22 protein-coding genes are annotated in these 20,619 nt (G+C 70.6%); 11 read left to right on the top strand and 11 right to left on the bottom strand.

The window, feature by feature from the left end; translation table 11 throughout:
• Positions 1 to 9: 9 nt before the first annotated feature.
• Positions 10 to 609: a nucleotidyltransferase family protein gene (locus LZP97_RS24510; protein WP_010594465.1), complete on the top strand. Its 600-nt coding sequence runs from the start codon at positions 10 to 12 to the stop codon at positions 607 to 609.
• Here LZP97_RS24510 and LZP97_RS24505 read toward each other — a convergent pair.
• The 3 genes from LZP97_RS24505 to LZP97_RS24495 form a co-directional block, all read right to left on the bottom strand.
• The gene (locus tag LZP97_RS24505) at positions 590 to 2,026 is read right to left on the bottom strand and encodes an MFS transporter (protein WP_234420161.1); all 1,437 of its coding nucleotides are present in this window, start codon (positions 2,024 to 2,026) and stop codon (positions 590 to 592) included. The two genes, LZP97_RS24510 and LZP97_RS24505, sit on opposite strands and share 20 nt — an antisense overlap.
• A 97-nt stretch (positions 2,027 to 2,123) precedes the next feature.
• On the bottom strand, positions 2,124 to 3,695 hold the full coding sequence (locus tag LZP97_RS24500) for an FAD-binding protein (protein ID WP_267966271.1): 1,572 nt from the start codon (positions 3,693 to 3,695) through the stop codon (positions 2,124 to 2,126).
• Between the two features lie 390 nt (positions 3,696 to 4,085).
• A complete protein-coding gene (locus tag LZP97_RS24495) occupies positions 4,086 to 5,339 on the bottom strand; it encodes a cytochrome P450 (RefSeq protein WP_010594468.1) in 1,254 nt (417 codons plus the stop codon).
• Positions 5,340 to 5,521: 182 nt separating this feature from the next.
• Between LZP97_RS24495 and LZP97_RS24490 the strand changes: the two genes are divergently transcribed.
• The 3 genes from LZP97_RS24490 (at position 5,522) to LZP97_RS24480 (ending at position 7,899) form a co-directional block, all read left to right on the top strand.
• Positions 5,522 to 6,685, top strand: coding sequence for a steroid 3-ketoacyl-CoA thiolase (locus tag LZP97_RS24490; protein ID WP_048773352.1), 1,164 nt, complete (start codon positions 5,522 to 5,524; stop codon positions 6,683 to 6,685).
• Between the two features lies 1 nt (position 6,686).
• Positions 6,687 to 7,160, top strand: coding sequence for a nitroreductase family deazaflavin-dependent oxidoreductase (locus LZP97_RS24485; protein ID WP_010594470.1), 474 nt, complete (start codon positions 6,687 to 6,689; stop codon positions 7,158 to 7,160).
• A 79-nt stretch (positions 7,161 to 7,239) separates the two neighbouring features.
• The gene (locus LZP97_RS24480) at positions 7,240 to 7,899 is read left to right on the top strand and encodes a GNAT family N-acetyltransferase (protein ID WP_010594471.1); all 660 of its coding nucleotides are present in this window, start codon (positions 7,240 to 7,242) and stop codon (positions 7,897 to 7,899) included.
• A gap of 58 nt (positions 7,900 to 7,957) precedes the next feature.
• On the opposite strand, the gene LZP97_RS24475 is transcribed toward LZP97_RS24480, so the two are convergent.
• On the bottom strand, positions 7,958 to 8,872 hold the full coding sequence (locus LZP97_RS24475; RefSeq protein WP_017680976.1) for an SDR family oxidoreductase: 915 nt from the start codon (positions 8,870 to 8,872) through the stop codon (positions 7,958 to 7,960).
• A 149-nt stretch (positions 8,873 to 9,021) separates the two neighbouring features.
• Between LZP97_RS24475 and echA20 the strand changes: the two genes are divergently transcribed.
• From echA20 to LZP97_RS24455, 4 genes are read left to right on the top strand one after another with little or no spacing between them, the layout of a single operon-like run.
• Positions 9,022 to 9,783, top strand: a complete 762-nt coding sequence (gene echA20, locus LZP97_RS24470; protein ID WP_010594473.1) for a (7aS)-7a-methyl-1,5-dioxo-2,3,5,6,7,7a-hexahydro-1H-indene-carboxyl-CoA hydrolase — start codon at positions 9,022 to 9,024, stop codon at positions 9,781 to 9,783.
• 19 nt (positions 9,784 to 9,802) lie between these two features.
• Positions 9,803 to 10,684 carry a cholesterol ring-cleaving hydrolase subunit IpdA gene (gene ipdA / locus LZP97_RS24465; protein WP_200903462.1) on the top strand — a complete coding sequence of 294 codons (882 nt, stop codon included), beginning with the start codon at positions 9,803 to 9,805 and terminating at the stop codon, positions 10,682 to 10,684.
• Complete coding sequence (ipdB, locus tag LZP97_RS24460) at positions 10,681 to 11,457, top strand: cholesterol ring-cleaving hydrolase subunit IpdB (protein WP_010594476.1); 777 nt, start codon at positions 10,681 to 10,683, stop codon at positions 11,455 to 11,457. The genes ipdA and ipdB overlap by 4 nt, the downstream gene beginning before the upstream one ends.
• A complete protein-coding gene (locus tag LZP97_RS24455) occupies positions 11,454 to 12,554 on the top strand; it encodes an NAD(P)H-dependent flavin oxidoreductase (protein ID WP_017680974.1) in 1,101 nt (366 codons plus the stop codon). The genes ipdB and LZP97_RS24455 overlap by 4 nt, the downstream gene beginning before the upstream one ends.
• Here LZP97_RS24455 and LZP97_RS24450 read toward each other — a convergent pair.
• On the bottom strand, positions 12,515 to 13,147 hold the full coding sequence (locus LZP97_RS24450; RefSeq protein ID WP_234574923.1) for an NmrA family protein: 633 nt from the start codon (positions 13,145 to 13,147) through the stop codon (positions 12,515 to 12,517). The two genes, LZP97_RS24455 and LZP97_RS24450, sit on opposite strands and share 40 nt — an antisense overlap.
• Before the next feature lie 237 nt (positions 13,148 to 13,384).
• Between LZP97_RS24450 and LZP97_RS24445 the strand changes: the two genes are divergently transcribed.
• Positions 13,385 to 13,804 carry a helix-turn-helix transcriptional regulator gene (locus LZP97_RS24445; RefSeq protein ID WP_048773355.1) on the top strand — a complete coding sequence of 140 codons (420 nt, stop codon included), beginning with the start codon at positions 13,385 to 13,387 and terminating at the stop codon, positions 13,802 to 13,804.
• Between the two features lie 19 nt (positions 13,805 to 13,823).
• Here LZP97_RS24445 and LZP97_RS24440 read toward each other — a convergent pair whose 3' ends face one another.
• Positions 13,824 to 14,093, bottom strand: coding sequence for a DUF2277 domain-containing protein (locus LZP97_RS24440; RefSeq protein WP_003935852.1), 270 nt, complete (start codon positions 14,091 to 14,093; stop codon positions 13,824 to 13,826).
• A gap of 23 nt (positions 14,094 to 14,116) precedes the next feature.
• Positions 14,117 to 14,701 (bottom strand): TetR/AcrR family transcriptional regulator, encoded by a 585-nt coding sequence (locus tag LZP97_RS24435; RefSeq protein WP_017680971.1) that lies wholly within the window; start codon positions 14,699 to 14,701, stop codon positions 14,117 to 14,119.
• Positions 14,702 to 14,789: 88 nt separating this feature from the next.
• Between LZP97_RS24435 and LZP97_RS24430 the strand changes: the two genes are divergently transcribed.
• On the top strand, positions 14,790 to 16,187 hold the full coding sequence (locus LZP97_RS24430) for a cytochrome P450 (protein WP_048773438.1): 1,398 nt from the start codon (positions 14,790 to 14,792) through the stop codon (positions 16,185 to 16,187).
• Positions 16,188 to 16,255: 68 nt separating this feature from the next.
• Positions 16,256 to 16,660, top strand: a complete 405-nt coding sequence (locus tag LZP97_RS24425) for a hypothetical protein (protein ID WP_010594482.1) — start codon at positions 16,256 to 16,258, stop codon at positions 16,658 to 16,660.
• 67 nt (positions 16,661 to 16,727) lie between these two features.
• Here the strand turns inward: LZP97_RS24425 and LZP97_RS24420 are convergent, their stop codons facing one another.
• The 4 genes from LZP97_RS24420 to LZP97_RS24405 all read right to left on the bottom strand — a co-directional run bounded on the left by LZP97_RS24420 (position 16,728) and on the right by LZP97_RS24405 (position 20,600).
• Positions 16,728 to 17,876 (bottom strand): acetyl-CoA C-acetyltransferase, encoded by a 1,149-nt coding sequence (locus LZP97_RS24420; RefSeq protein WP_010594483.1) that lies wholly within the window; start codon positions 17,874 to 17,876, stop codon positions 16,728 to 16,730.
• Positions 17,877 to 17,910: 34 nt separating this feature from the next.
• Positions 17,911 to 18,513 carry a TetR/AcrR family transcriptional regulator gene (locus LZP97_RS24415; RefSeq protein WP_010594484.1) on the bottom strand — a complete coding sequence of 201 codons (603 nt, stop codon included), beginning with the start codon at positions 18,511 to 18,513 and terminating at the stop codon, positions 17,911 to 17,913.
• A 66-nt stretch (positions 18,514 to 18,579) separates the two neighbouring features.
• Positions 18,580 to 19,380: an SDR family oxidoreductase gene (locus tag LZP97_RS24410; RefSeq protein WP_010594485.1), complete on the bottom strand. Its 801-nt coding sequence runs from the start codon at positions 19,378 to 19,380 to the stop codon at positions 18,580 to 18,582.
• Positions 19,377 to 20,600, bottom strand: a complete 1,224-nt coding sequence (locus tag LZP97_RS24405; RefSeq protein ID WP_040273851.1) for an acyl-CoA dehydrogenase family protein — start codon at positions 20,598 to 20,600, stop codon at positions 19,377 to 19,379. Before LZP97_RS24405 ends, LZP97_RS24410 begins: the two co-directional genes overlap by 4 nt.
• Between the last annotated feature and the right edge of the window lie 19 nt (positions 20,601 to 20,619).

The raw sequence follows: 20,619 nt of genomic DNA, 5'->3' as shown, positions 1-20,619 counted from the left end.
AGTCCGGCCATGACCGTCGGCGGGATCGTCCTCGCGGCGGGGGGCGGCACGCGACTGGGCGGGCGCGCGAAAGCACTGCTCCCCCACCGCGGCCACCCGCTGCTGCACACCGTGGTGGCCGCGCTCACCGCCGGGGGCTGCGACGAGATCACGGTGGTCGCCGGCGCCTACGCCGACGACGTCGTCGCCGCGTGCCCGCCCGGCATCCGAACCGTCGTCAATCCGCGCTGGGCCGAGGGGATGTCGACGTCGCTGCGGGCCGGGATGGACGCCACGACGGGCCACGAGGTGATCGCCCTGACCGTCGTCGACTTTCCCGGCATCACCGCCGGACTCGTCCGAACCGTGCTGGCCGCGCACCGCCCCGGCACGATCACCGTGCCGATGTTCGGCGACCGCCCCGGCCATCCCGTGGTGTTCGACCGGCGTGATGCCGAGGCGGCGGCCCGGGAGGCCGTCGGCGACGAGGGCGCCCGGCGATTCCTCGCCGGCCACCGCGACCGGGTGCGGCGGCTGGACTGCACGGGTCTCGCCGATCCGGGAGACGTCGACGTGCCCGGCGATCTGGCGCTGCTGGACCGGCGGGACGTCACGCGCGGCGATACCTGATCGCCGAGCCCAGGACGATCGTCACGGCGCAGGACAGCACCAGCATCGTGCAGACGGCCCCGAGTGCGGCCACCGTCGGCGTGGCCGTCCCCGGCACCACCAGGGACGCGAGCAGGAGCGACGCCACCGAGGTGCCCACGGCCGACGCGGCGGTGCGCAGCACGGTCTGGCTGCCGGCCATCTCGCTCGTGTTGTGTTCCGGGACGGACTCGACGAGCAGGTTCGGCAGCGCGGTGTACGCGAACGCCGTCGCCACCGAGACGGCCACCACCAGCAGCGTCATCCCGAGCACCGAGGCCCGGAAGAAGAAGAATCCGGCGCACGCCACGAGGAACACCACGCTGCCGAGCAGCAGCGACGACCGTGCCCCCACCGCGGCGGCGATCCGGCCCGCGACGGGCGTGAACGCCATGCCGATCATCGCGCCGACGAACGACAGCGTTCCGGCGTAGGTGGGTGTGAGTCCGAGGCCGAACGGCGCGGAGGTGGGGCTCTGCATGATGATCGGGATGATCATCGTCCCGACCCCGATCGGTCCGACGCCGAGGGCCACCCCGGCGAGCATCGTCAGCGCGACGTTGCGTTCGGCGAGCAGGCGCAGGTTCACGATCGGGGACGGCCGGCCGAGCTCCCACCACACCCACCAGGCGAAGATCGCCGTACCGACGACGATCGGCGCGAGGACGCGGCCGTCGCTCCAGCCCCAGGCGCGGCTCTGGGTCAACCCGAACAGGACGGCGGCCACGGCCGTCGCCAGGCCGGCCGCGCCCACCACGTCGATCGGCTGCCGGTGGTGGTGGCGGCGTCGCCACGGCAGCACGGCCTCGACCAGGAAGATGCAGGCGACGGCGTACGCCGCGGCGACGACGAAGATGTACCGCCAGTCCCCGAGATCGATGAGGATGCCGGCGACGAGCAGGGAGGCGGCCCCGGCCGCGACGGCGGATCCGGAGATCAGTGCGACGGCCATCGGGACGCGTTCCGCGGGCAGGTGCTCACGGGCGAGCCCGATGCACAGCGGCAGGATCGCGCCCGCCACCCCCTGGATCGCCCGGCCGGCGATGATGGCCTCGAGGGTCCCGAACGCCATGCTGACGATCGAGCCGGTGGCGGCGCAGGCCAGCACGAACATCAGCACCCGTTCGCGACCGTACATGTCGCCGAGCCGGCCGCACACTGCCGCCGAGGCCGCCGCCACCAGCAGAAACGCCGTCACGGTCCATCCGACCGCGGAGGCGTCCGCCTCGAAGACCCGGGCGAACGTCGGCAGCGCCGCGTACATCATCGACGTCTCGAATGCGCTGATGACTTCGACGGCGATGAGAATGGCCACCACCGCCCACACGGGTCGGGTCCGCTCGTAGCGGCGTTCGGCACGGGTCGAGGGTGCCCGTTCGGGTGCCAACGATGTACTCATGAATACTCCTACGGTTCGTCGGTGTGAACCGTACGGACGGAGTACGCCGAGTGTGACGCAGGACCCACTGAGCGGGACCGGGCGGCCGGCGTCGTCCTTACGCGCCGGCCATGTGCCGGACCGCCAGGTGGGCGAACAACGCGCTGGTGCCGATCGGGTTGCCGCCGCCGGGGTAGACGGTGCCGCTCGGGGCGGCCATCGTGTTGCCCGCCGCGTACAGCCCGGGGATGGGCGTCCCGGCGCCGTCGAGCACGCGGCCGACGGTGTCGGTGCGCAGGCCGCCCTTGGTGCCGAGGTCCGAGATGCCGAACTGCGCGGCGTGGAACGGGCCCTTCTCGATCGGGACCAGCGCCGAACCGCCGCCGGTGAACGCCACGTCGTAGGGCTCGTCCCCGCGGCCGAAGTCCTCGTCGACGCCGCCGGCGGCGAGGCGGTTGAACCGTGCGACGGTCGCCTCGAGCGCCTCGGCCGACACCCCGATCTGCCCGGCGAGTTCGGCGAGCGTGTCGGCGGTCTTCCACAGTCCCGCCGCCTCGTACTTCTCGGTCTCCACGAGCGGAACGTTCGTCGCCGCGATCGGCGGCACCACCCCGCTCCGGTCGTCGTAGATCATCCAGAACGGCAGCGTCATCTCGCCCTTGTCCATGCGGGCGATGATGTCGCGGCCGAGCCGGTCGTAGGGCGCGTACTCGTTGGTGAAGCGATTGCCGTCCTGGTCGACGAAGATGCCGCCGGTGAAGCACAGCGCGAAGGCCGAGCGCCCGTCGGGGTGGGTCAGCCCCGGCGACCACCACGCCTCGCTCATCAGGTCGACGTCGGCACCGATCGCGATGGCCGCCTGGTGGGCCTTGCCGAGGTTGGACCACGGCCCCATCGAATCGCGGGCCGCGCCGGGGACGCCGTACCGTGCGCGCATCTCGTCGTTGTGGTCGAATCCGCCGGCGGCGAGCACGACGCCCTTGCGGGCCCGCACCGCGCGCCGCTGCTCGCCGTGGGAGACGATCGCGCCGACCACGGCGCCGTCCTCGACGACGAGTTCCTCGAGCGGCGTGTTCCGGTGCAGCTGCACGTTCGGGTACTTGCGCATGGCGACCAGGAACCGGCCGATGAGGGCACGCCCACCGATCAGCTTGTCCGGCAACGGATCCCCGTTGCGCTCGCGACCCAGCGGCCCGCGGACGGATTCGTTGAGTTCCGGGTCGTCGGCGACGGACCGCGGGGTCGGTGCGATGTGACGGCCCTTCGCGCTGGCCTTGGGAGCCTTGCCGAAGTAGTCCGGCCACGGGTAGGCCGTGAACTCGATGTCCTCGTCGGCCTCGAGGTAGTCGATCAGGGGTGCGCCGCCACGGACGTAGGCGTCCTGCAGGTCGCGGGGGGTGCGGTCGCCGACGACGGCATGGTAGTAGGTCAGGGCGTCGTCGATGGTGTCGTCGTCGCCGGCACGTCGCAGCACGGCGTTGGTGGGGAACCAGACCCCACCGCCGCCGGAGTAGGCGGTGGTGCCGCCGAAGTACTCGGAGGCCTCGACCAGGACGACCGACAGTCCCTCACGGGCGGCGGTGTACGCGCCGCAGCAGCCTCCCGCCCCCGATCCCACGACGAGGACGTCGCATTCCTCTGCCCAATCCACCATGCTCGAAGCCTTTCGCCGATTCCGTTCCGGGAGCACGTGACACTATTTCCGCAACCGCGGCGCACGGGAGAGGACGTCTCACTGGGCGGAACAACAGGCCCGGGCCCTGCCGCACGCGAGATCTCCCCCGTTCGGTCCGCACGGCCGGACCCGGCACGGCGACGTCGCACAGGCCGATCCCGGTCAGCAGGACCGGAGGCTACCGGCCCTCGGCGGCCGAAATACTGTGGCCGAGCACCCCGCCCTCACCCCCAATTTCGGCGGGGTGCACCCACGTCGCCGGCTTCTGCGGTACTCCCCACCTCTGTCCGACATCCCTCCGCGCGCCGATCCGGGAACGGCGACCGGATCCGCAGGACGCCGGGGCCAGCGGTCGGCACGGCGGCGCCGTAGGAGCCCCGATCGCCCCGGCGCCGTGGCATCGGGTCAGTGCTCGACGGGGCAGCCGCCCTCCGTCCTGTAGTCCACCCGGAACTCCTTGATGCCGTTGAGCCAGCCGGACCGCAACCGGCGCGGATCGGCGACCTTGGTGATGTCGGGCATGTAGTCGGCGATCGCGTTGAACACGAGGTCGATCTCCATCCGCGCCAGGTTGGCGCCGAGGCAGTAGTGCGCGCCGGTTCCGCCGAACGCGAGGTGCGGGTTGGGATCTCGCAGGATGTCGAATGTCCGGGGGTTCTCGAACACCTCCTCGTCGTTGTTCGCCGACGCGTACAGCATCACGACGCGGTCGCCCTTGCGAATCGTCTGCCCGCCGAGTTCGGTGTCCTCGAGCGCGGTGCGCTGGAACGACGTGACCGGCGTGGCCCAGCGGATGATCTCGTCGGCCGCGGTCTTCGGGCGGTCCCGCTTGAAGATCTCCCACTGCTCCGGGTTGTCGAGGAACGCCGCCATGCCGTGCGTGATCGCGTTGCGGGTGGTCTCGTTGCCGGCGACGGCGAGCACGATGAAGAAGAAGCCGAACTCCTCGGGTGAGAGCTCGTCCCCGTCGATGTCCGCCTCGATCAGCGTGGTGACGATGTCGTCCGCCGGACACTCCTTGCGCGCGGCGGCCATCTGGTACGCGTAGCCGAGAACCTCCATCGACGCGGCCGCGGGGTCGGCGGTGTTGTCCGGATCGTCGTAGCCGGTCATCTGATTCGACCACTCGAAGATCTTGTCCCGGTCCTCCTGCGGGACGCCGATCAGTTCGGCGATGGCCTGCAGGGGCAGCTCGGCGGCGACCTGGGTGACGAAATCGCCCCGGCCGGCCTGGCAGGCTTCCTCGACGATCTTCTTCGCGCGGGCGTTCAGCTCGTCCCGGAGGCCGTTGATGGCGCGGGGGGTGAACCCACGGGCGACGAGTTTGCGCAGCTTGGTGTGCTCGGGAGCGTCCTTGTTGAGCAGGACGTGCCGCTGCAGTTCGATGGCCTCGCGCGGGATGTCGTCGTTGAACCGCGGGATGGCGGTGTTCTCCCAGTTGGAGAACACGTCGCTGCGGCGGGAGACCTCACGGACCTCCTCGTGCCGGGACACGACCCAGAATCCCTCGTCGTGGAACCCGCCGACGTCCGGGGATTTCTTGTTCCACCAGACGGGGGCCGTCCTACGCAGCTCGGCGAACTCCTCGAACGGCATCCGCTCGGCGTAGAGATCCGGATCGGTGAAGTCGATGTCTTCGGGGATGTTGGGCTGCGCCACTGAATTCTCTCCTACCCTGACGAGTGCACCGGGTCGCGATGTGGAACACGTTCTAAAAGCATTCAAGCACAGGGCGGCCCGCAGGCCAAGGAATCGCCAAGTCCCGATCATTCGGACCACACCTTGTCCGCCACGACAACCTGTTCTACTTTGCGAGGACAAGGATCAGAAAGGAGCCCACCGTGGGCACACCAGTCATCGTCGAGGCGGCACGCACCCCGATCGGCAAGCGCGGCGGCTGGCTCGCCGGCCTGCACGCTGCCGAGATCCTCGGGGCCGCGCAGAGCGGACTGATCGAGCGTGCGGGCCTCGATCCCGCCCTCGTCGAGCAGGTGATCGGCGGGTGCGTCACACAGGCCGGCGCGCAGTCCAACAACATCACCCGCACCGCCTGGCTGCACGCCGGACTGCCGTGGCAGGTCGGCGCCACCACGATCGACTGCCAGTGCGGGTCGGCCCAGCAGGCCAACCACCTGATCGCCGGGCTCATCGCCACCGGCGCCATCGACGTCGGCATCGCCTGCGGTATCGAGGCGATGTCCCAGGTGCCGCTCGGCGCGAACGTCGGCGAACTCGCCGGCCCGCGCCGCCCCGAGTCGTGGAACATCGACATGCCCAACCAGTTCGAGGCGGCCGAGCGCATCGCTCGCCGGCGCGGCATCACCCGCGAGGACGTCGACGCCCTCGGCGTCCGGTCGCAGGCGCTGGCCGAGCAGGCCTGGGACGAGGGCCGATTCGACCGCGAGGTGCTGCCCGTCGTCGCACCCGTCGTCGACAAGGCGGGCGCGCTCACCGGCGAGAAGCAGACCGTCGCCCGCGACCAGGGCCTGCGCGAGACGACCGCGGAGTCGCTCGCGAAGCTGAAGCCGGTCCTCGACGGCGGCATCCACACGGCCGGCACCTCGTCGCAGATCTCCGACGGCGCGGCCGCGGTGCTGCTCATGGATTCCGACCGCGCCGCGGCGCTCGGCCTGAAGCCGCGGGCTCGGATCGTCTCGCAGGCCCTCGTCGGCGCCGAGCCCGAGTTCCATCTCGACGGACCGGTGCAGGCGACGAGCCGCGTCCTCGACAAGTCCGGGATGGCGATCGGCGACCTGGACCTGTTCGAGGTCAACGAGGCGTTCGCGTCGGTGCTGCTGTCGTGGGCGCGGGTGCACGAGCCCGACATGGAAAAGGTCAACGTGAACGGTGGCGCGATCGCGCTCGGCCACCCCGTCGGCTCCACCGGCTCGCGGCTGATCACCACCGCCCTGCACGAGCTCGAGCGGCGCGACGGCTCGACCGCGCTGATCACCATGTGCGCCGGCGGCGCGCTGGCCACCGGCACGATCATCGAGCGGATCTGACATGAGCGCAGCCGCCGCGCCGAAGGGCCTCGACTCGAAGTGGACGGTGCCGGTCATCAAGTGGATGTCGCGCGCCAACGTGGCGGCCTACAAGGCCACCGGGGGCCGGATCGGTGGAAAGTGGCGGGTGGGCAGCGCCTTCCCGTGGGGCATCCCCGTCTGCCTGCTCACCACCACGGGCCGCAAGACCGGGCAGCCACGGACCGTCCCCCTGCTGTTCCTCGAGGACGGCGAGCGGGTGGTGCTCGTCGCATCCCAGGGCGGCCTGCCTCAGCACCCGCTGTGGTTCCGCAACATCCGCGCCGATCCGCGGGTGACCGTGCAGGTGCGCTCGCGGGTGCGGCAGATGACGGCGCGGGTGGCGACGCCCGAGGAGCGGTCGCACTACTGGCCGCGGCTGGTGGCGATGTACGCGGATTTCGACAATTATCAGTCCTGGACGGATCGGGTCATCCCGGTGGTGGTGTGCGAGTGATCTTCGCGGGAGCCGGCACGGCCGGGCACGAACCAGTGGGGTGCCCGGTCGAGCTGCTCTCGAGAAGGGATGTCACCCGATGACAACCGCCAACCACGACCGCGTACTCGACAAGCGGGAGATCGCCGCCGCACTGCTGCGCGCGCTCGAACGCCGGCACGAGGTCCTCGATGCCATCGTCGAGAGCGACGACCGGGCCGAGGCGGTCACGACCGTCGCGCGGCTGCTCGACACGAACGAGTCGTGCGCCGAAGCGGTGCTCAACCTTCCGTTCCGGCGGCTGACCAAGGCGGAGCGGAAGAAGATCCGGGAGGAACTCGACGACCTCGACGCGGTGCTGAAGTGGACGCCCGCCGAACGTCCGTACGCCACCGGTGCCCACTTCCGGCTGCGTCAGTTCAGCAACAGCGATCGGGACCGCGAGCTGTTCCGCGCGCGGTGCGAGGAGCAGCTCGGCGACGCCGGCGAGGAGCGGGTCGAGCAGGAACGCGCCGCCGGCCTGTCGCGCATCGACGACGAGTCCGCGGTGTGGCTGGTCGCCGAGGACCTGTCCGGCACCGACCCCAAGCCGGTCGGTTTCGCGTTCGGTGAGCTCCAGGGCCACGAGGTCGACGTCGCGATCTGGGTCCACCCGGAGCTGCGCAAGCAGGGCTACGGCACCGCGACCCTCAAGCACGCCCGCACCGAGCTGGCCGCGTACTTCCCCGGCACCACCATCATCGTCCGTTCGCCCGCATAGTCGCCCCCACCCGTGCGCGCTTTCGGTAGCGGGCGCTACCGAAAGCGCGCACGGCCGGTCAGGCGCCGTAGACCGGGGTCGGGGGCTCGCTGCGCGCGATCAGCTTCTCCACCACCGGGCCGAGTTCCTTCGGATCCCAGCGCTCGCCCTTGTCGATCGCCTCGCCGTGCCGCCAGCCGTCGGCGACGGAGACCTTGCCGCCCTCCACCTCGAAGACCCGGCCCGTGACCTCCTTGGACTCGGCGCTGCCGAGCCACACCACCAGCGGTGAGACGTTCTCCGGGGCCATCGCGTCGAACCCGTCCTCGGGGGCGGCCATCGACTCGGCCATCGCCCCGCCCGCGCCCACGGTCATGCGGGTCCGCGCGGCCGGCGCGATCGCGTTGACGGTGACGCCGTAGCGCGCGAACTCCGCGGCCGCCTGGATCGTGAGGGTGGCGATCCCCGCCTTCGCGGCGGCGTAGTTGCCCTGGCCGATGCTGCCCATCAGGCCGGCACCCGAGCTGGTGTTGACGATGCGGGCGTCGACCGGGTTGCCGGCCTTCGCCTCCCCGCGCCAGTACGCCATCGCGTGCCGCATCGGAGCGAAGTGGCCCTTCAGATGCACCCGGATCACCGCATCCCATTCCTCCTCGCTCATGTTGGCGAGCATGCGATCCCGCAGGAATCCGGCGTTGTTGACCAGGACGTCGAGCCGCCCGAAGGTGTCCAGGGCCGTCTGCACCAGGTTCTGCGCGCCGGCCCAGTCGGCGACGTCGTCACCGTTGACGACGGCCTCGCCGCCGGCCGCCCGGATCTCCGCGACGACCTGCTCCGCGGGGCTCTCCCCCGTCGCGGAACCGTCCGCGCCGGCCCCGATGTCGTTGACCACGACCTTCGCCCCCTCGGCGGCGAACGCCAGCGCGTGGGCCCGTCCGATACCGCGCCCCGCGCCGGTGACGATCACGACGCGCCCGTTGACCAGTCCACTCACTTGTCTTCTCCTCGAATAGATGTCGTTGTCGCGGAATTCGGGCGACACGCTCGCCCCGCCTCCACGATTCCGCTCCCTGGGGTCTTCGCCCCGCATGTGCTAACTTACCAAGCAATCGCTTGGTTCGGTACAGACGTTAGGAACCTGCCATGGGCATCACCTCGACCACCGACGGCGCGGGCATCACCACGGTCACCGTCGACTACCCGCCTGTGAACGCCATCCCCTCCCAGGGGTGGTTCGAACTGGCCGACGCGGTCCTCGCCGCAGGCAAGGATCCGGCCACGCACGTGGTGATCCTGCGCGCGGAGGGCCGCGGCTTCAACGCCGGCGTCGACATCAAGGAGATGCAGGCCACCGACGGGCACGACGCCCTCATCGCCGCCAACCGCGGCTGCGCCGCCGCCTTCGCCGCCGTCTACGACTGCGCCGTGCCCGTCGTGGTCGCCGTGAACGGCTTCTGCGTCGGCGGCGGAATCGGTCTCGTCGGCAACGCCGACGTCATCGTCGCCTCCGACGACGCCGTCTTCGGCCTGCCCGAGGTGGACCGCGGCGCGCTCGGCGCCGCCACCCACCTCGCCCGGCTCGTGCCGCAGCACATGATGCGCACCCTCTACTACACGGCGCAGAACGTCACGGCCCAGCAGCTCGAGCACTTCGGTTCCGTCTACAAGGTGGTCCCGCGCGCCGAACTCGACGCCACGGCCCGCGAGATCGCCGGGAAGATCGCGGCGAAGGACACCCGCGTCATCCGCTGCGCCAAGGAAGCCATCAACGGCATCGACCCGGTGGACGTGAAGGACAGCTACCGCTTCGAGCAGGGCTTCACCTTCGAACTCAACCTCGCGGGCGTCGCGGACGAGCACCGGGACGAGTTCGTCGCCACCGGCAAACCGCGCGCCAACCACTGACCAGGAGACATGAAACACCATGCGTGACAAGAGGATGCCGCTCGACGACGTGGTCGGCGAGCTGCGCAGCGGCATGACGATCGGCATCGGCGGCTGGGGGTCGCGGCGCAAGCCGATGGCGCTCGTCCGCGCGATCCTGCGCTCGGATCTGACGGACCTGACGGTCGTGACCTACGGGGGCCCGGACCTGGGCCTGCTGTGCTCGGCCGGGAAGGTGAAGAAGGCGTACTACGGGTTCGTCTCCCTCGACTCGGCCCCGTTCTACGACCCGTGGTTCGCCAAGGCCCGCACGAACGGGGAGATCGTCGCGCGGGAGATGGACGAGGGCATGGTCAAGTGCGGCCTCGAGGCGGCCGCCGCGCGGCTGCCGTTCCTGCCGATCCGCGCCGGCCTGGGCTCGGCCGTCGTCGACTTCTGGGAGGGCGAGCTGCAGACCGTCACCTCGCCGTACCCCGGCGAGTCGGGCGAGGCCGAGACGCTGATCGCGATGCCGGCGCTGAATCTCGATGCGGCCCTGGTGCATCTGAACCTCGGCGATGCGCACGGCAACGCCGCCTACACCGGTGTCGACCCCTACTTCGACGACCTGTACTGCCTGGCTGCCGAGAAGCGGTACGTCTCGGTCGAACGCATCGTCGAGACCGAGGAACTCGTCAAGTCCGTTCCGCTGCAGTCCCTCGTCCTCAACCGCATGATGGTCGACGGGGTCGTCGAGGCACCGAACGGCGCCCACTTCACCCTTGCCGGCGACAGTTACGGCCGCGACGAGAAGTTCCAGCGCCACTACGCCGAATCGGCGAAGGACCCGCAGACGTGGCAGGGGTTCGTCGACCGGTTCCTCTCCGGCAGCGAGGACGACTACCAGGCCGCAGTGCAGGCCTTCAGCGAGGAGCAGGCATGACCGAGACGACCACCCCGGCGACCTCCGGCACGGTGACCCGCGCCGAGTACTGCGCCATCGCATGCGCCGAGATCTTCGCCGGCGCCGGCGAGATCATGGCCAGCCCGATGGCGACCCTGCCGCTCATCGGCGCCCGCCTCGCCCGGCTGACCACCGAACCGGACCTGCTCATCACCGACGGCGAGGCCCTGATCCTCGCCGACACCCCCGCCGTCGGCGCGAAGGGCCCGATCGAAGGCTGGATGCCGTTCCGCAAGGTGTTCGACGTCGTCGCCTCCGGCCGACGCCACGTCGTGATGGGCGCCAACCAGATCGACCGGCACGGCAACCAGAACCTGTCGGCGTTCGGGCCGCTGCAGCACCCCACCCGGCAGATGTTCGGCGTGCGCGGCGCCCCCGGCAACACCATCAACCACGCGACGAGCTACTGGGTCGGCAAGCACAACACGCGCGTGTTCTGCGACAAGGTCGACATCGTCTCGGGTGTCGGCTACGACAAGGTCGATCCGGCCAACCCGGCGTTCCGGTTCCTGCACCTGCACCGGGTCGTCACCAACCTCGGCTCGTTCGACTTCGGCGGTCCCGGCCACACGTTCCGGGCGCTGACCCTGCACCCCGGGGTCACCGCCGAGCAGGTCGCCGAGAACACCTCCTTCGAGGTGGCGGGCCTCGACGAGGCCGGCCTCACCCGGGAGCCCACCGCCGAGGAACTGCGCCTGATCCGTGAGGTCCTCGATCCGCGCGGGCTGCGAGACCGGGAGGTCGCGGTATGAGTCCGCGCCTGACGACGGCCCTGACCGACCTGGTCGGCATCGAGCATCCGATCGTCCAGACCGGCATGGGCTGGGTGTCCGGCCCCCGGCTGACCGCCGCCACCTCCAACGCGGGTGGCCTCGGCATCCTGGCGTCGGCGACGATGACGTACGAGGAACTCGAGGTCGCCGTCGCGAAGACGAAGGCGGCGACGGACAAGCCCTTCGGCGTGAACATCCGGGCCGATGCGTCCGACGCCGCCCAGCGCATCGACCTGCTCATCCGCGAGAACGTCAAGGTCGCGTCCTTCGCGCTCGCGCCCAGGAAGGAACTGATCGCCGAGCTCAAGGATCACGGCGTCGTGGTGATCCCGTCCATCGGCGCCGCGAAGCACGCGGTGAAGGTGGCCGCGTGGGGCGCCGACGCGGTGATCGTGCAGGGCGGCGAAGGCGGCGGGCACACCGGACCGGTGGCCACCACGCTGCTGCTGCCGAGCGTGCTCGACGCCGTCGACATCCCAGTCGTCGCGGCCGGCGGGTTCTTCGACGGCCGGGGCCTGGCAGCGGCGCTCGCCTACGGGGCGGCCGGCGTCGCCATGGGCACCCGGTTCCTGCTCACCAGCGACAGCGCCGTGCCCGACTCGGTGAAGCAGGAGTACCTGGGCCGGGGCCTGCAGGACACGACGGTCTCGGTCAAGGTCGACGGCATGCCGCACCGCGTGCTCAACACCGAGCTCGTGGACAGCCTCGAACGCGGCAGCTACGCGAAGGGCCTCGCCGCCGCCGCCAGGAACGCGGCCAAGTTCAAGGCCATGACCGGGATGAAGTGGTCGACGCTCGTCAAGGACGGCATCGCGATGAAGCGGGCGAGCGACCGCACGTGGCAGCAGATCATCATGGCGGCCAACACCCCCATGCTGCTCAAGGCCGGGCTCGTCGAGGGCAACACCGAGGCCGGTGTGCTCGCCTCCGGGCAGGTCGTCGGCATGCTCGACGACCTGCCCAGCTGCCAGGAGCTGATCGACCGCATCGTCACCGAGGCCGTCGAGCGGATCGACGCGCTGGCCGCGCTGCGTGGTCAGGCCCAGGCGCCGCGCGCCGCCGCGCCGCGCGCGTAGGTCTCGAACGAGATCGGTGGCCGGCCCGTCACCTCGGCGACGACGTCGTTCGGGGTGACGTCGCCGGTCGCCCGCAGCGCCTCGAAGGCCTCGATCTCGGCAAGCACCTGCGCCCGGTCCAGACCGAAACCGGTCATGGTCTCGAGGTAGGCGTCGGGCTCGCCGCGGTAACGCACCGGCCGCCCCGACTCGCGGGCGACGATCGCCGTCGCCTCCCCGAACGACAACGCGTCGGGTCCGCTCAGCTCGTACGTGCGACCCGCATGACCGGGCTCGGTCGGAGCCACCACCGCGACGGCGGCGATGTCCTCGGCGTCGTTGAACGCCTGCCGGACGTCGCCGAGCGGCACCACGACGTCGCCGGCGAGCACGGCGTCGCGCAGGAAGCCCTCGTCGAAGTTCTGATCGAACCAGTCCGCCCGGACCACTGTCGACTCCACTCCCGCAGAGGTGACCGCGCGTTCGGCGGCCAGCAGCCGCGTGTCGTTCATCGTGTCGATCGCCTTGCTGGACAGCAACACGAGCCGTGAAACTACTTCTGCCACCGCTAGTTCCACGAACTCGTCGGCGATCGGCACGCCGTCGGGCGCCATGACGAACACCGCGCCGGACCCCGCGACGACGGGTACGCCCTATGGGTCTCGGGCCTGGCCTACTTCCATCTCGGCCGTGTCGACGACGTCGTCGGCGCGGCGGAACGGGCCCTGCGGATCCAGCGTGAGTTCAAGGACAAGATCTGCACGGCCCTGTCGATCGAACTCCTCGCGTGGTCCGCGGAAGCGGCCGGTCGCACCGAGCGGTCTGCTGCGCTCCTCGGTGCCGCCGAGGCGGTGTGGCAGCGACTCGGCACGTCCGTCGCCGCCTTCGGTCCCCACATCACGAACGACTCCGCGCACTGGAAGCAGCGGGTCCGGCAGGCTCTCGGACCGAAGCGGTACGCGCGCCTGTCGACACCGCCGGCACGACTGACGATCGAGCAGACCGTCGACACGGCCCTCGGAACGCCTGCGGAGGAGTCGGTCACCACGGCGCCCGGCGCCTCGCCGTTGACGCGCAGGGAAGCGGAGGTGGCCGAACTCGTCGCCCGCGGCCTCAGCAACCGGGAAATCGCGGATCAGCTCGTGATCTCGCACCGGACGGTCGACGGGCACGTCGAGCACATCCTGGGCAAACTCGGGGTCGGATCCCGCACGCAGGTGGTTGCCTGGGTCCACGCCCGTGCCGCGGGAACGGCACCGGCGTCCGGCTGAGGCCCGTCGAGGACGTGGTTCAGCCGCGCGCTGCGATCCGCGCCTGCACCTCCGGCCGGCGCAGCGGCGGCACCGTCGGCGGCGGCTGGCGGCGCGGCGGGAGCCGGTCGAGCAGCCGCATGGTGACGGCCGTGACCTCGGCGACGGCCTCCTCGAACGGTTCGCGGGTGGCGTCGGACAGCTTGTGGACGCCGCTGACCTTGCGCACGTACTGACGGGCGGCGGCCTCGATCTCCTCGTCGGTCGCTGCCGGCTCGAGCCCGCGCAGCTCCGTGATGTTCCGGCACATGGACCGAGGGTAACGCCGGACCGTCAGCCGAGGCGACCGCCGAGCATGCCCCGCAGTGCGTTCAGGCACAGCTCCCGTAGCTGTTCGCCGGTGACGGCGGGGTGATCGTGCCAGTCGACGCAGACGCTGCGGACGAGGGCGATCCAGCCCTGCACGGCCACCGCGACGAGTTCGCGTTCGTCGTCGGGCGGGGCGAGGGCGTCGAGGATGCGCTCCTGCTGCACGCCGAGTTCGGCGTCGACGATCGCGCGGATGCCGGCGTCGGCGGAGTCCGCGGCCCGGTTGACCGCCGCGACGCCCTGCCGGTGCGAGGCGACGTAGTCGAGGTAGGCGTCGAGGCCCGCGGTGATCCGCTCGGCGACGGTGAGCCGCGGATCCGGTTCGGTGACGGCGAGCAGCCGGTCCGATTCGCGTTGGACGACCGCCGCCATGAAGTCTCGCTTGGTCGGAAAGTAGTGGTACATCAGGCCACGTGAAACCCCCGCGAGCTCGGCGACCTCCTCGATCCACACGTCGTCGTAGGCACGCTCGGCGAACAGACGCGCGCCGATGTCGAGCAGCTGCGCGCGGCGCTGCTCGGGATCGAGACGTCGGCGGGGTTGGGCCACGGACCCAATCTAGTTCTTGACAGGCGTCCGTCCCGGCGTAGCGTGGCTACTGTACACGGATTCAATAGCTGGGGGTCGGAGCATGGTCATGGCCACGTCGCGGGTGTTCGACACGGAAATTCCACGCCCGCCGAAACGCCTGCCCCTCGCCGGCGACATCCTGGGCATGTCGCTGAAGACACCGGTGCAGAACTCGATGGCCACCCACAAGGCCCTCGGCCCGGTGTTCGAGCGCACGGCGTTCGGCCGTCGCTTCGTGTTCGTCTGCTCCGGCGACCTCACGGCCGAGCTGTCCGACGAGAAGCGCTTCGCCAAGCACCTCGCCCCGGGGGTCGAGGCCCTGCGGGCGATCGGCGGCGACGGGCTGTTCACCGCCTACAACGAGGAACCGAACTGGCGTCGCGCTCACGAACTGCTCATGCCGGCGTTCACGCAGCAGGCGATGCGCCGGTACCACGCCACGATGCTCGACGTCACCGCCCAGCTCGTCGCGCACTGGGACCGCCGGGCACGCAGCGGCGGCGACGTCGACGTCGCCGCGGACATGACGAAGCTGACCCTGGAGACCATCGGCCGCACCGGGTTCAGCTACTCGTTCGAGCCGTTCGACCGCGAAGAGCGGCACCCGTTCGTCGAGGCGATGGTCGGCGGCCTGTCGTTCTCGCAGCGCAGCATGCTGCGCACCGTTCCCGTCGTCGGGCGCTTCCTCTTCCCCGCCGCCAAGCGGCAGTACGACCTCGACCGGGCGCACATGCACGACGTCGTCGACGCAGTGATCCGCAGCAGGAGCGATGCGCCCGGCCCCGCCCCCGACGACCTGCTCGAGCTGATGCTGCGGGCGGCCCGCGAGGACGATCCCCACAGGCTCGACCCCGTCAACATCCGCAACCAGGTGCTCACCTTCCTCGTCGCCGGACACGAAACCACCTCGGGCGCGTTGTCGTTCGCCCTGTACTACCTGATGCGCGACCCACGGGCCTACGCGCGGGCACGGGCGGAGGTCGAGGAGGTCTGGGGCGACGGCGAGCCCGCCTTCGAACAGATCGCCAAGCTGCGCTACGTCCGCCGGGTGCTCGACGAGGCGCTGCGGCTGTGGCCGACCGCACCCGCATACGCGCGGGAAGCGAAGGCGGACACCACCCTGGGTGGCCGGTACCGGATGCGCGCCGGCGACTGGGTGCTCGTGCTGCTGCCCGCGGTGCACCGGGACCGCGCGGTGTGGGGCGACGACGCCGACGAGTTCGACCCCGACCGATTCCTGCCCGAACGGGTCCGGGCCCGCCCCGCGCACGTGTACAAGCCGTTCGGCACCGGAGAACGCGCCTGCATCGGACGGCAGTTCGCGCTGCACGAGGCAACACTCGTGCTGGGAACCCTGTTGCGCCGTTACGACCTGACGATGGATCCCGGCTACCGGCTGAAGGTCGCCGAACGTCTCACGCTCATGCCGGAGGGCCTGCACGCCCGGGTGTCCTTCAAGTCCTGAGCGGCCGCCCGCCCGTGTCGTACGCTGTGCCCGACGGGTGGGAGAGGCCCGCACGGGAGGGAGAAGCCATGCGATTCGGGTATGCAGGTGCGACGGCGGCGGTGTTGTCCACGATCGTTGCGGCAGTGGTTGTTCCGGCCACGGCCCACGCGACCGCCACCGCCGACGTCGTCGCGGGCCGCGAGCGGGTGAAGGTGACGGTGCACGGCGTGCCCGTCCACCCGGAGAGCTGCCGCGTCGATCCGGACGCGGACGGGAACACCCGCAGTCTGCCTCTCGAGCCGTCCGGGTCGATGGTCGCCCATCAGGTGGCGCCCGGGCCCCGGCGGGTGGTCGTCTGGTGCCCGGACGGCGGCGTCGTCCACGAGCAGATCGTCCACGTCCTACCCGCCGATCCGCTCGCCGATCTCGCGGACCATGTGTTCCGCACCGCCGGCAGCAGCGACCGCGTCACCGACCCGACCCTGCGCTGACGCGCCGGTGCGTCCTTTGGGTTGCCCTGACCGCCCAAAGGACACACCGGCGGCGCAGCCGCCCCGGCTACACGCGCTCGATGATCGTCACGTTCGCGGTGCCGCCGCCCTCGCAGATCGTCAGCAGCCCGTACCGGCCCTCGCGCCGCTCGAGCTCGTTGAGCAGCGTCGCCATCAGCTTGGTGCCGGTGGCGCCGAGCGGGTGACCCAGCGCGATGGCGCCGCCGTTGACGTTGACCTTGGCCGGGTCTGCGCCGATCTCCTTGATCCAGGCCAGCACGACGGGGGCGAAGGCCTCGTTGATCTCGACCAGATCGATGTCGTCGATGCTCAGACCGGTCTTCGCCAGCGCGTGCTGCGTGGCCGGGATGGGCGCGCTGAGCATGAAGATCGGGTCGTCGCCGCGGGCGCTGAGGTGATGGATCCGTGCACGAGGCTTCAGGCCGTACGTGCGCACGGCCTCGTCGGAGGCGAGCAGCACCGCCGACGCACCGTCGGAGATCTGGCTGGCGACGGCGGCGGTGAGCCTGCCGCCCTCGACGAGCGTCGCGAGGGACGCCATCTTCTCGAGGCTCGTCTCGCGGGGCCCCTCGTCGACGGCGGCGTCGCCGAGCGGGACGATCTCGCCCTCGAACCGGCCCTCGGCGATGGCCGCCTTGGCCCGCTCGTGGCTCTGCAGCGCCCAGCGCTCGAGGTCCTCACGACTGAGATCCCACTTGTCCGCGATCATCTCGGCACCGCGGAACTGCGAGACCTCCTGATCGCCGTAACGCTCGGTCCAGCCGGTCGAACCCCCGAACGGGGTGTCGAAGCCGTACTGCTGCCCGACGATCATCGCCGCGGAGATCGGGATCTGCGACATGTTCTGCACGCCGCCGGCGACGATGAGGTCGGCGGTGCCGGACAAAATGGCCTGCGCACCGAAGTGCAGGGCCTGCTGGCTCGACCCGCACTGCCGGTCGACGGTGACGCCGGGGACGTGCTGCGGGTAGCCGGCGGCGAGCCACGAGGTGCGGGCGATGTTGCCGGCCTGACCGCCGATGGCGTCGACGCAGCCGAAGACGACGTCGTCGACGTCGCTCGGGTCGATGCCGGTGCGGTCCACGATCGCCTTGATCACGTGCGCGCCCAGGTCGGCGGGGTGGACGGCGGACAGGCCGCCGTTCTTCTTGCCGATCGGGGTGCGTACCGCGTCGACGATGTATGCCTCGGTCATGAGGGACTCCTAGTCGGTTCCGGGAAAAGTCGGTTCAGGGATTGGCAAGTCCGTCGAGCACGATGGACAGGTACTGCTGGGCCACCTTGTCGGCGGTGAGGGTGCCACCGGGCCGATACCAGCGCACGGCCACCCACACGGTGTCGCGCAGGAACCGGAAGACGAGTTCGACGTCGACGTCCGGCCGGAACGTGCCGTCGGCGATGCCGCGCTCGATCACCCCCACCCACAGGTCGCGGAATTCGGTGTTGCGATCGGAGATGTAGGAGAACCGCTCGTTCTCCACGAGCCGCTTGGCCTCGTCCTGGTAGATCGCGACCGCGGCGTGCGACTTGTCGATCGACTCGTACGACGCGGTGATGAGCGCCTCGAGGGTGGCACGCGAGTCCGAACCCGAGGCGACGATCTCGCGGTAGCGACCGAACAGGTCGTCGAGAAATCCCCGCAGGATCTCGTCGACCATCGACTCCTTGGAGTCGAAGTGGTGGTAGAGACTGCCCGACAGGATGCCTGCGGCGTCGGCGATGTCGCGCACGGTGGTGGCACGCACCCCGCGCGAGGCGAACAGTTCCGCGGCGATGTCGAGCAGCTCGGCCCGACGCCCGGACTTGGTGGCATCGTCTCTGGGAGGAGTCATGAAGGCATCCTTTCAGGGCTGCCGTGCGCGGTTTCGGTAGCGGCCGCTACCGGAACCGCGCACGGGTCAGGCCCGCTGCGACGAGATCGAGACGACCTCACCGGTCAGGTACGTGGTGTAGTCGCTGGCGAGCATGGCGATGGTCGCGGCGATCTCCCAGACCTCCGCGGCCCGCCCGTACGCCTCGTCGGCGGCGAGCCGGTCGAGCAGTTCCTCGCTGGTGACCTTCGCGAGGAAGGCGTGCCGCGCGATCGACGGCGCGACGGCGTTGATCCGGACCCCGTACTCGGCGGCCTCGATCGCCGAGCAGCGGGTCAGCGCCATCACGCCGGCCTTGGCGGCCGCGTAGTGCGCCTGCGAGTGCTGCGCGCGCCACCCGAGCACGGAGGCGTTGTTGACGAGGACGCCGCCGTGGTCGGCCGACCGGAAGTAGCGCAGCGCCGCGCGCGTCGCACGGAAGGTGCTGGTGAGGGTGATGTCGAGGACGCGGTCCCACTGCTCGTCGGTCATGTCGACGACGGGGGTCTCGCCGCCGAGGCCGGCGTTGTTGACCAGCACGTCGATGCGCCCGAGTCGCTCGGCGGCCCCGGTGATCAGCGCATCGACCTGCTCGGTCGAGGAGACGTCGCACACGACGGACTCCACCTGCTGCGACGGGAACTCGGCGGCGAGCTTGTCGACCGTCTCCCCGAGCCGGCGCTCGTGGAAGTCGGAGACGAGCACGTCGCCGCCCTCGAGCAGGGCGCGACGGGCGGTCGCGAACCCGATGCCCGTGCCGGCGGCGGCGGTGACGACGACCTTCTTGCCGCTCAGCAGGCCGTGGCCCGGGGTCTCGACGGGCGGGGTGGCGAGGGGGGAAGTGGTCACGGACGGGCCTCTCGGGGAAGGCCGAGCACGCGCTCGGCGATGATGTTGCGCTGGATCTCGTTGGATCCGCCGTAGATGGTGTCGGCGCGGGTGAACAGGAACAGCCGCTGCCATTCGGCGAGCTCGAGGTGCTCGGGGTCCGAGAGCACCGACGGGTTGCCGGCGTGGTCGTGGTCCGGTCCGGTGAGCGAGGCGGGCCCCTGCACGTCCATTGCCAGGGCGCCGAGGTCGCGATGCCAGTTGGCCCACAGCAGCTTCGCCACCGACGCCTGGCCGGGGTCGGCGTCGCCGAGGGTGCGCACGGCGTGGGCCCGCATGACGCGCAGACCGATCCGGGCGCGGGCGATCCGTTCGCGGATGTGCGCGTCGTCGGCCGCACCGGTCGCGACCGCGAGATCGGCGATGCTCTGCAGCTCCCGGGCGAAGCCGATCTGCTGGCCGAGGGTCGACACTCCCCGCTCGAAGGTGAGCAGGCCCATCGCGACCTTCCAGCCGTCGCCGGGAGCACCGACGACGAGGTCGGCGTCGGTGACGGCGTCGTCGAAGAAGACCTCGTTGAACTCGGAGGTGCCGGTGAGCTGCTGGATGGGCCGGACCGTCACGCCCGGCTGATCGAGCGGCACGAGCAGGAAGCTCAGGCCGTGGTGCCGGGTCGAGCCGGGTTCGGTGCGGCACACCACGAACGCCCACTGCGCGACGTGCGCGAGCGACGTCCACACCTTCTGGCCGTTGATCACCCACTTGCCGTCCTCGAGCCGGGCGGTGGTGGAGACGTTGGCCAGGTCGGAGCCCGCACCGGGCTCGGAGTAGCCCTGCGCCCACAGTTCGGTGACGTTGCGGATCCCGGGCAGGAAGCGGCGCTTCTGTTCCTCGGTGCCGAAGGCGACGAGGGTGGGGCCGAGCAGTTCCTCGCCGAGGTGGTTCACCCGCGCCGGTGCGTTCGCCTTGGCGTACTCCTCGTGGAAGATCACCTGCTGCTCGAGGGTCGCACCGCGGCCACCGTGCTCGGTGGGCCAGCCGATGCAGGTCCATCCGGCGGCGGCGAGGTGCCGGTCCCAGGCCAGACGTTCCTCGAAGAACTCGTGCTCGCTGCCCGGTCCGCCCTTGCCTCTGAGCGCGGCGAACTCGCCGGTCAGGTTCTCCTCCAGCCACCGGCGGACGGTCGCGGCGAATTCGGTGTCGGCCAAACCCGTGTCGTCCAGTCTCTCGCTCTCATGCACGTCTGTACGATAACCTACC

This window comes from Rhodococcus sp. DMF-1, from assembly GCF_021441945.1.
In the GTDB taxonomy this organism is placed as follows: Bacteria; Actinomycetota; Actinomycetes; order Mycobacteriales; family Mycobacteriaceae; genus Rhodococcus; species Rhodococcus ruber.
This window is presented reverse-complemented; position numbering and strand designations above follow the sequence as displayed.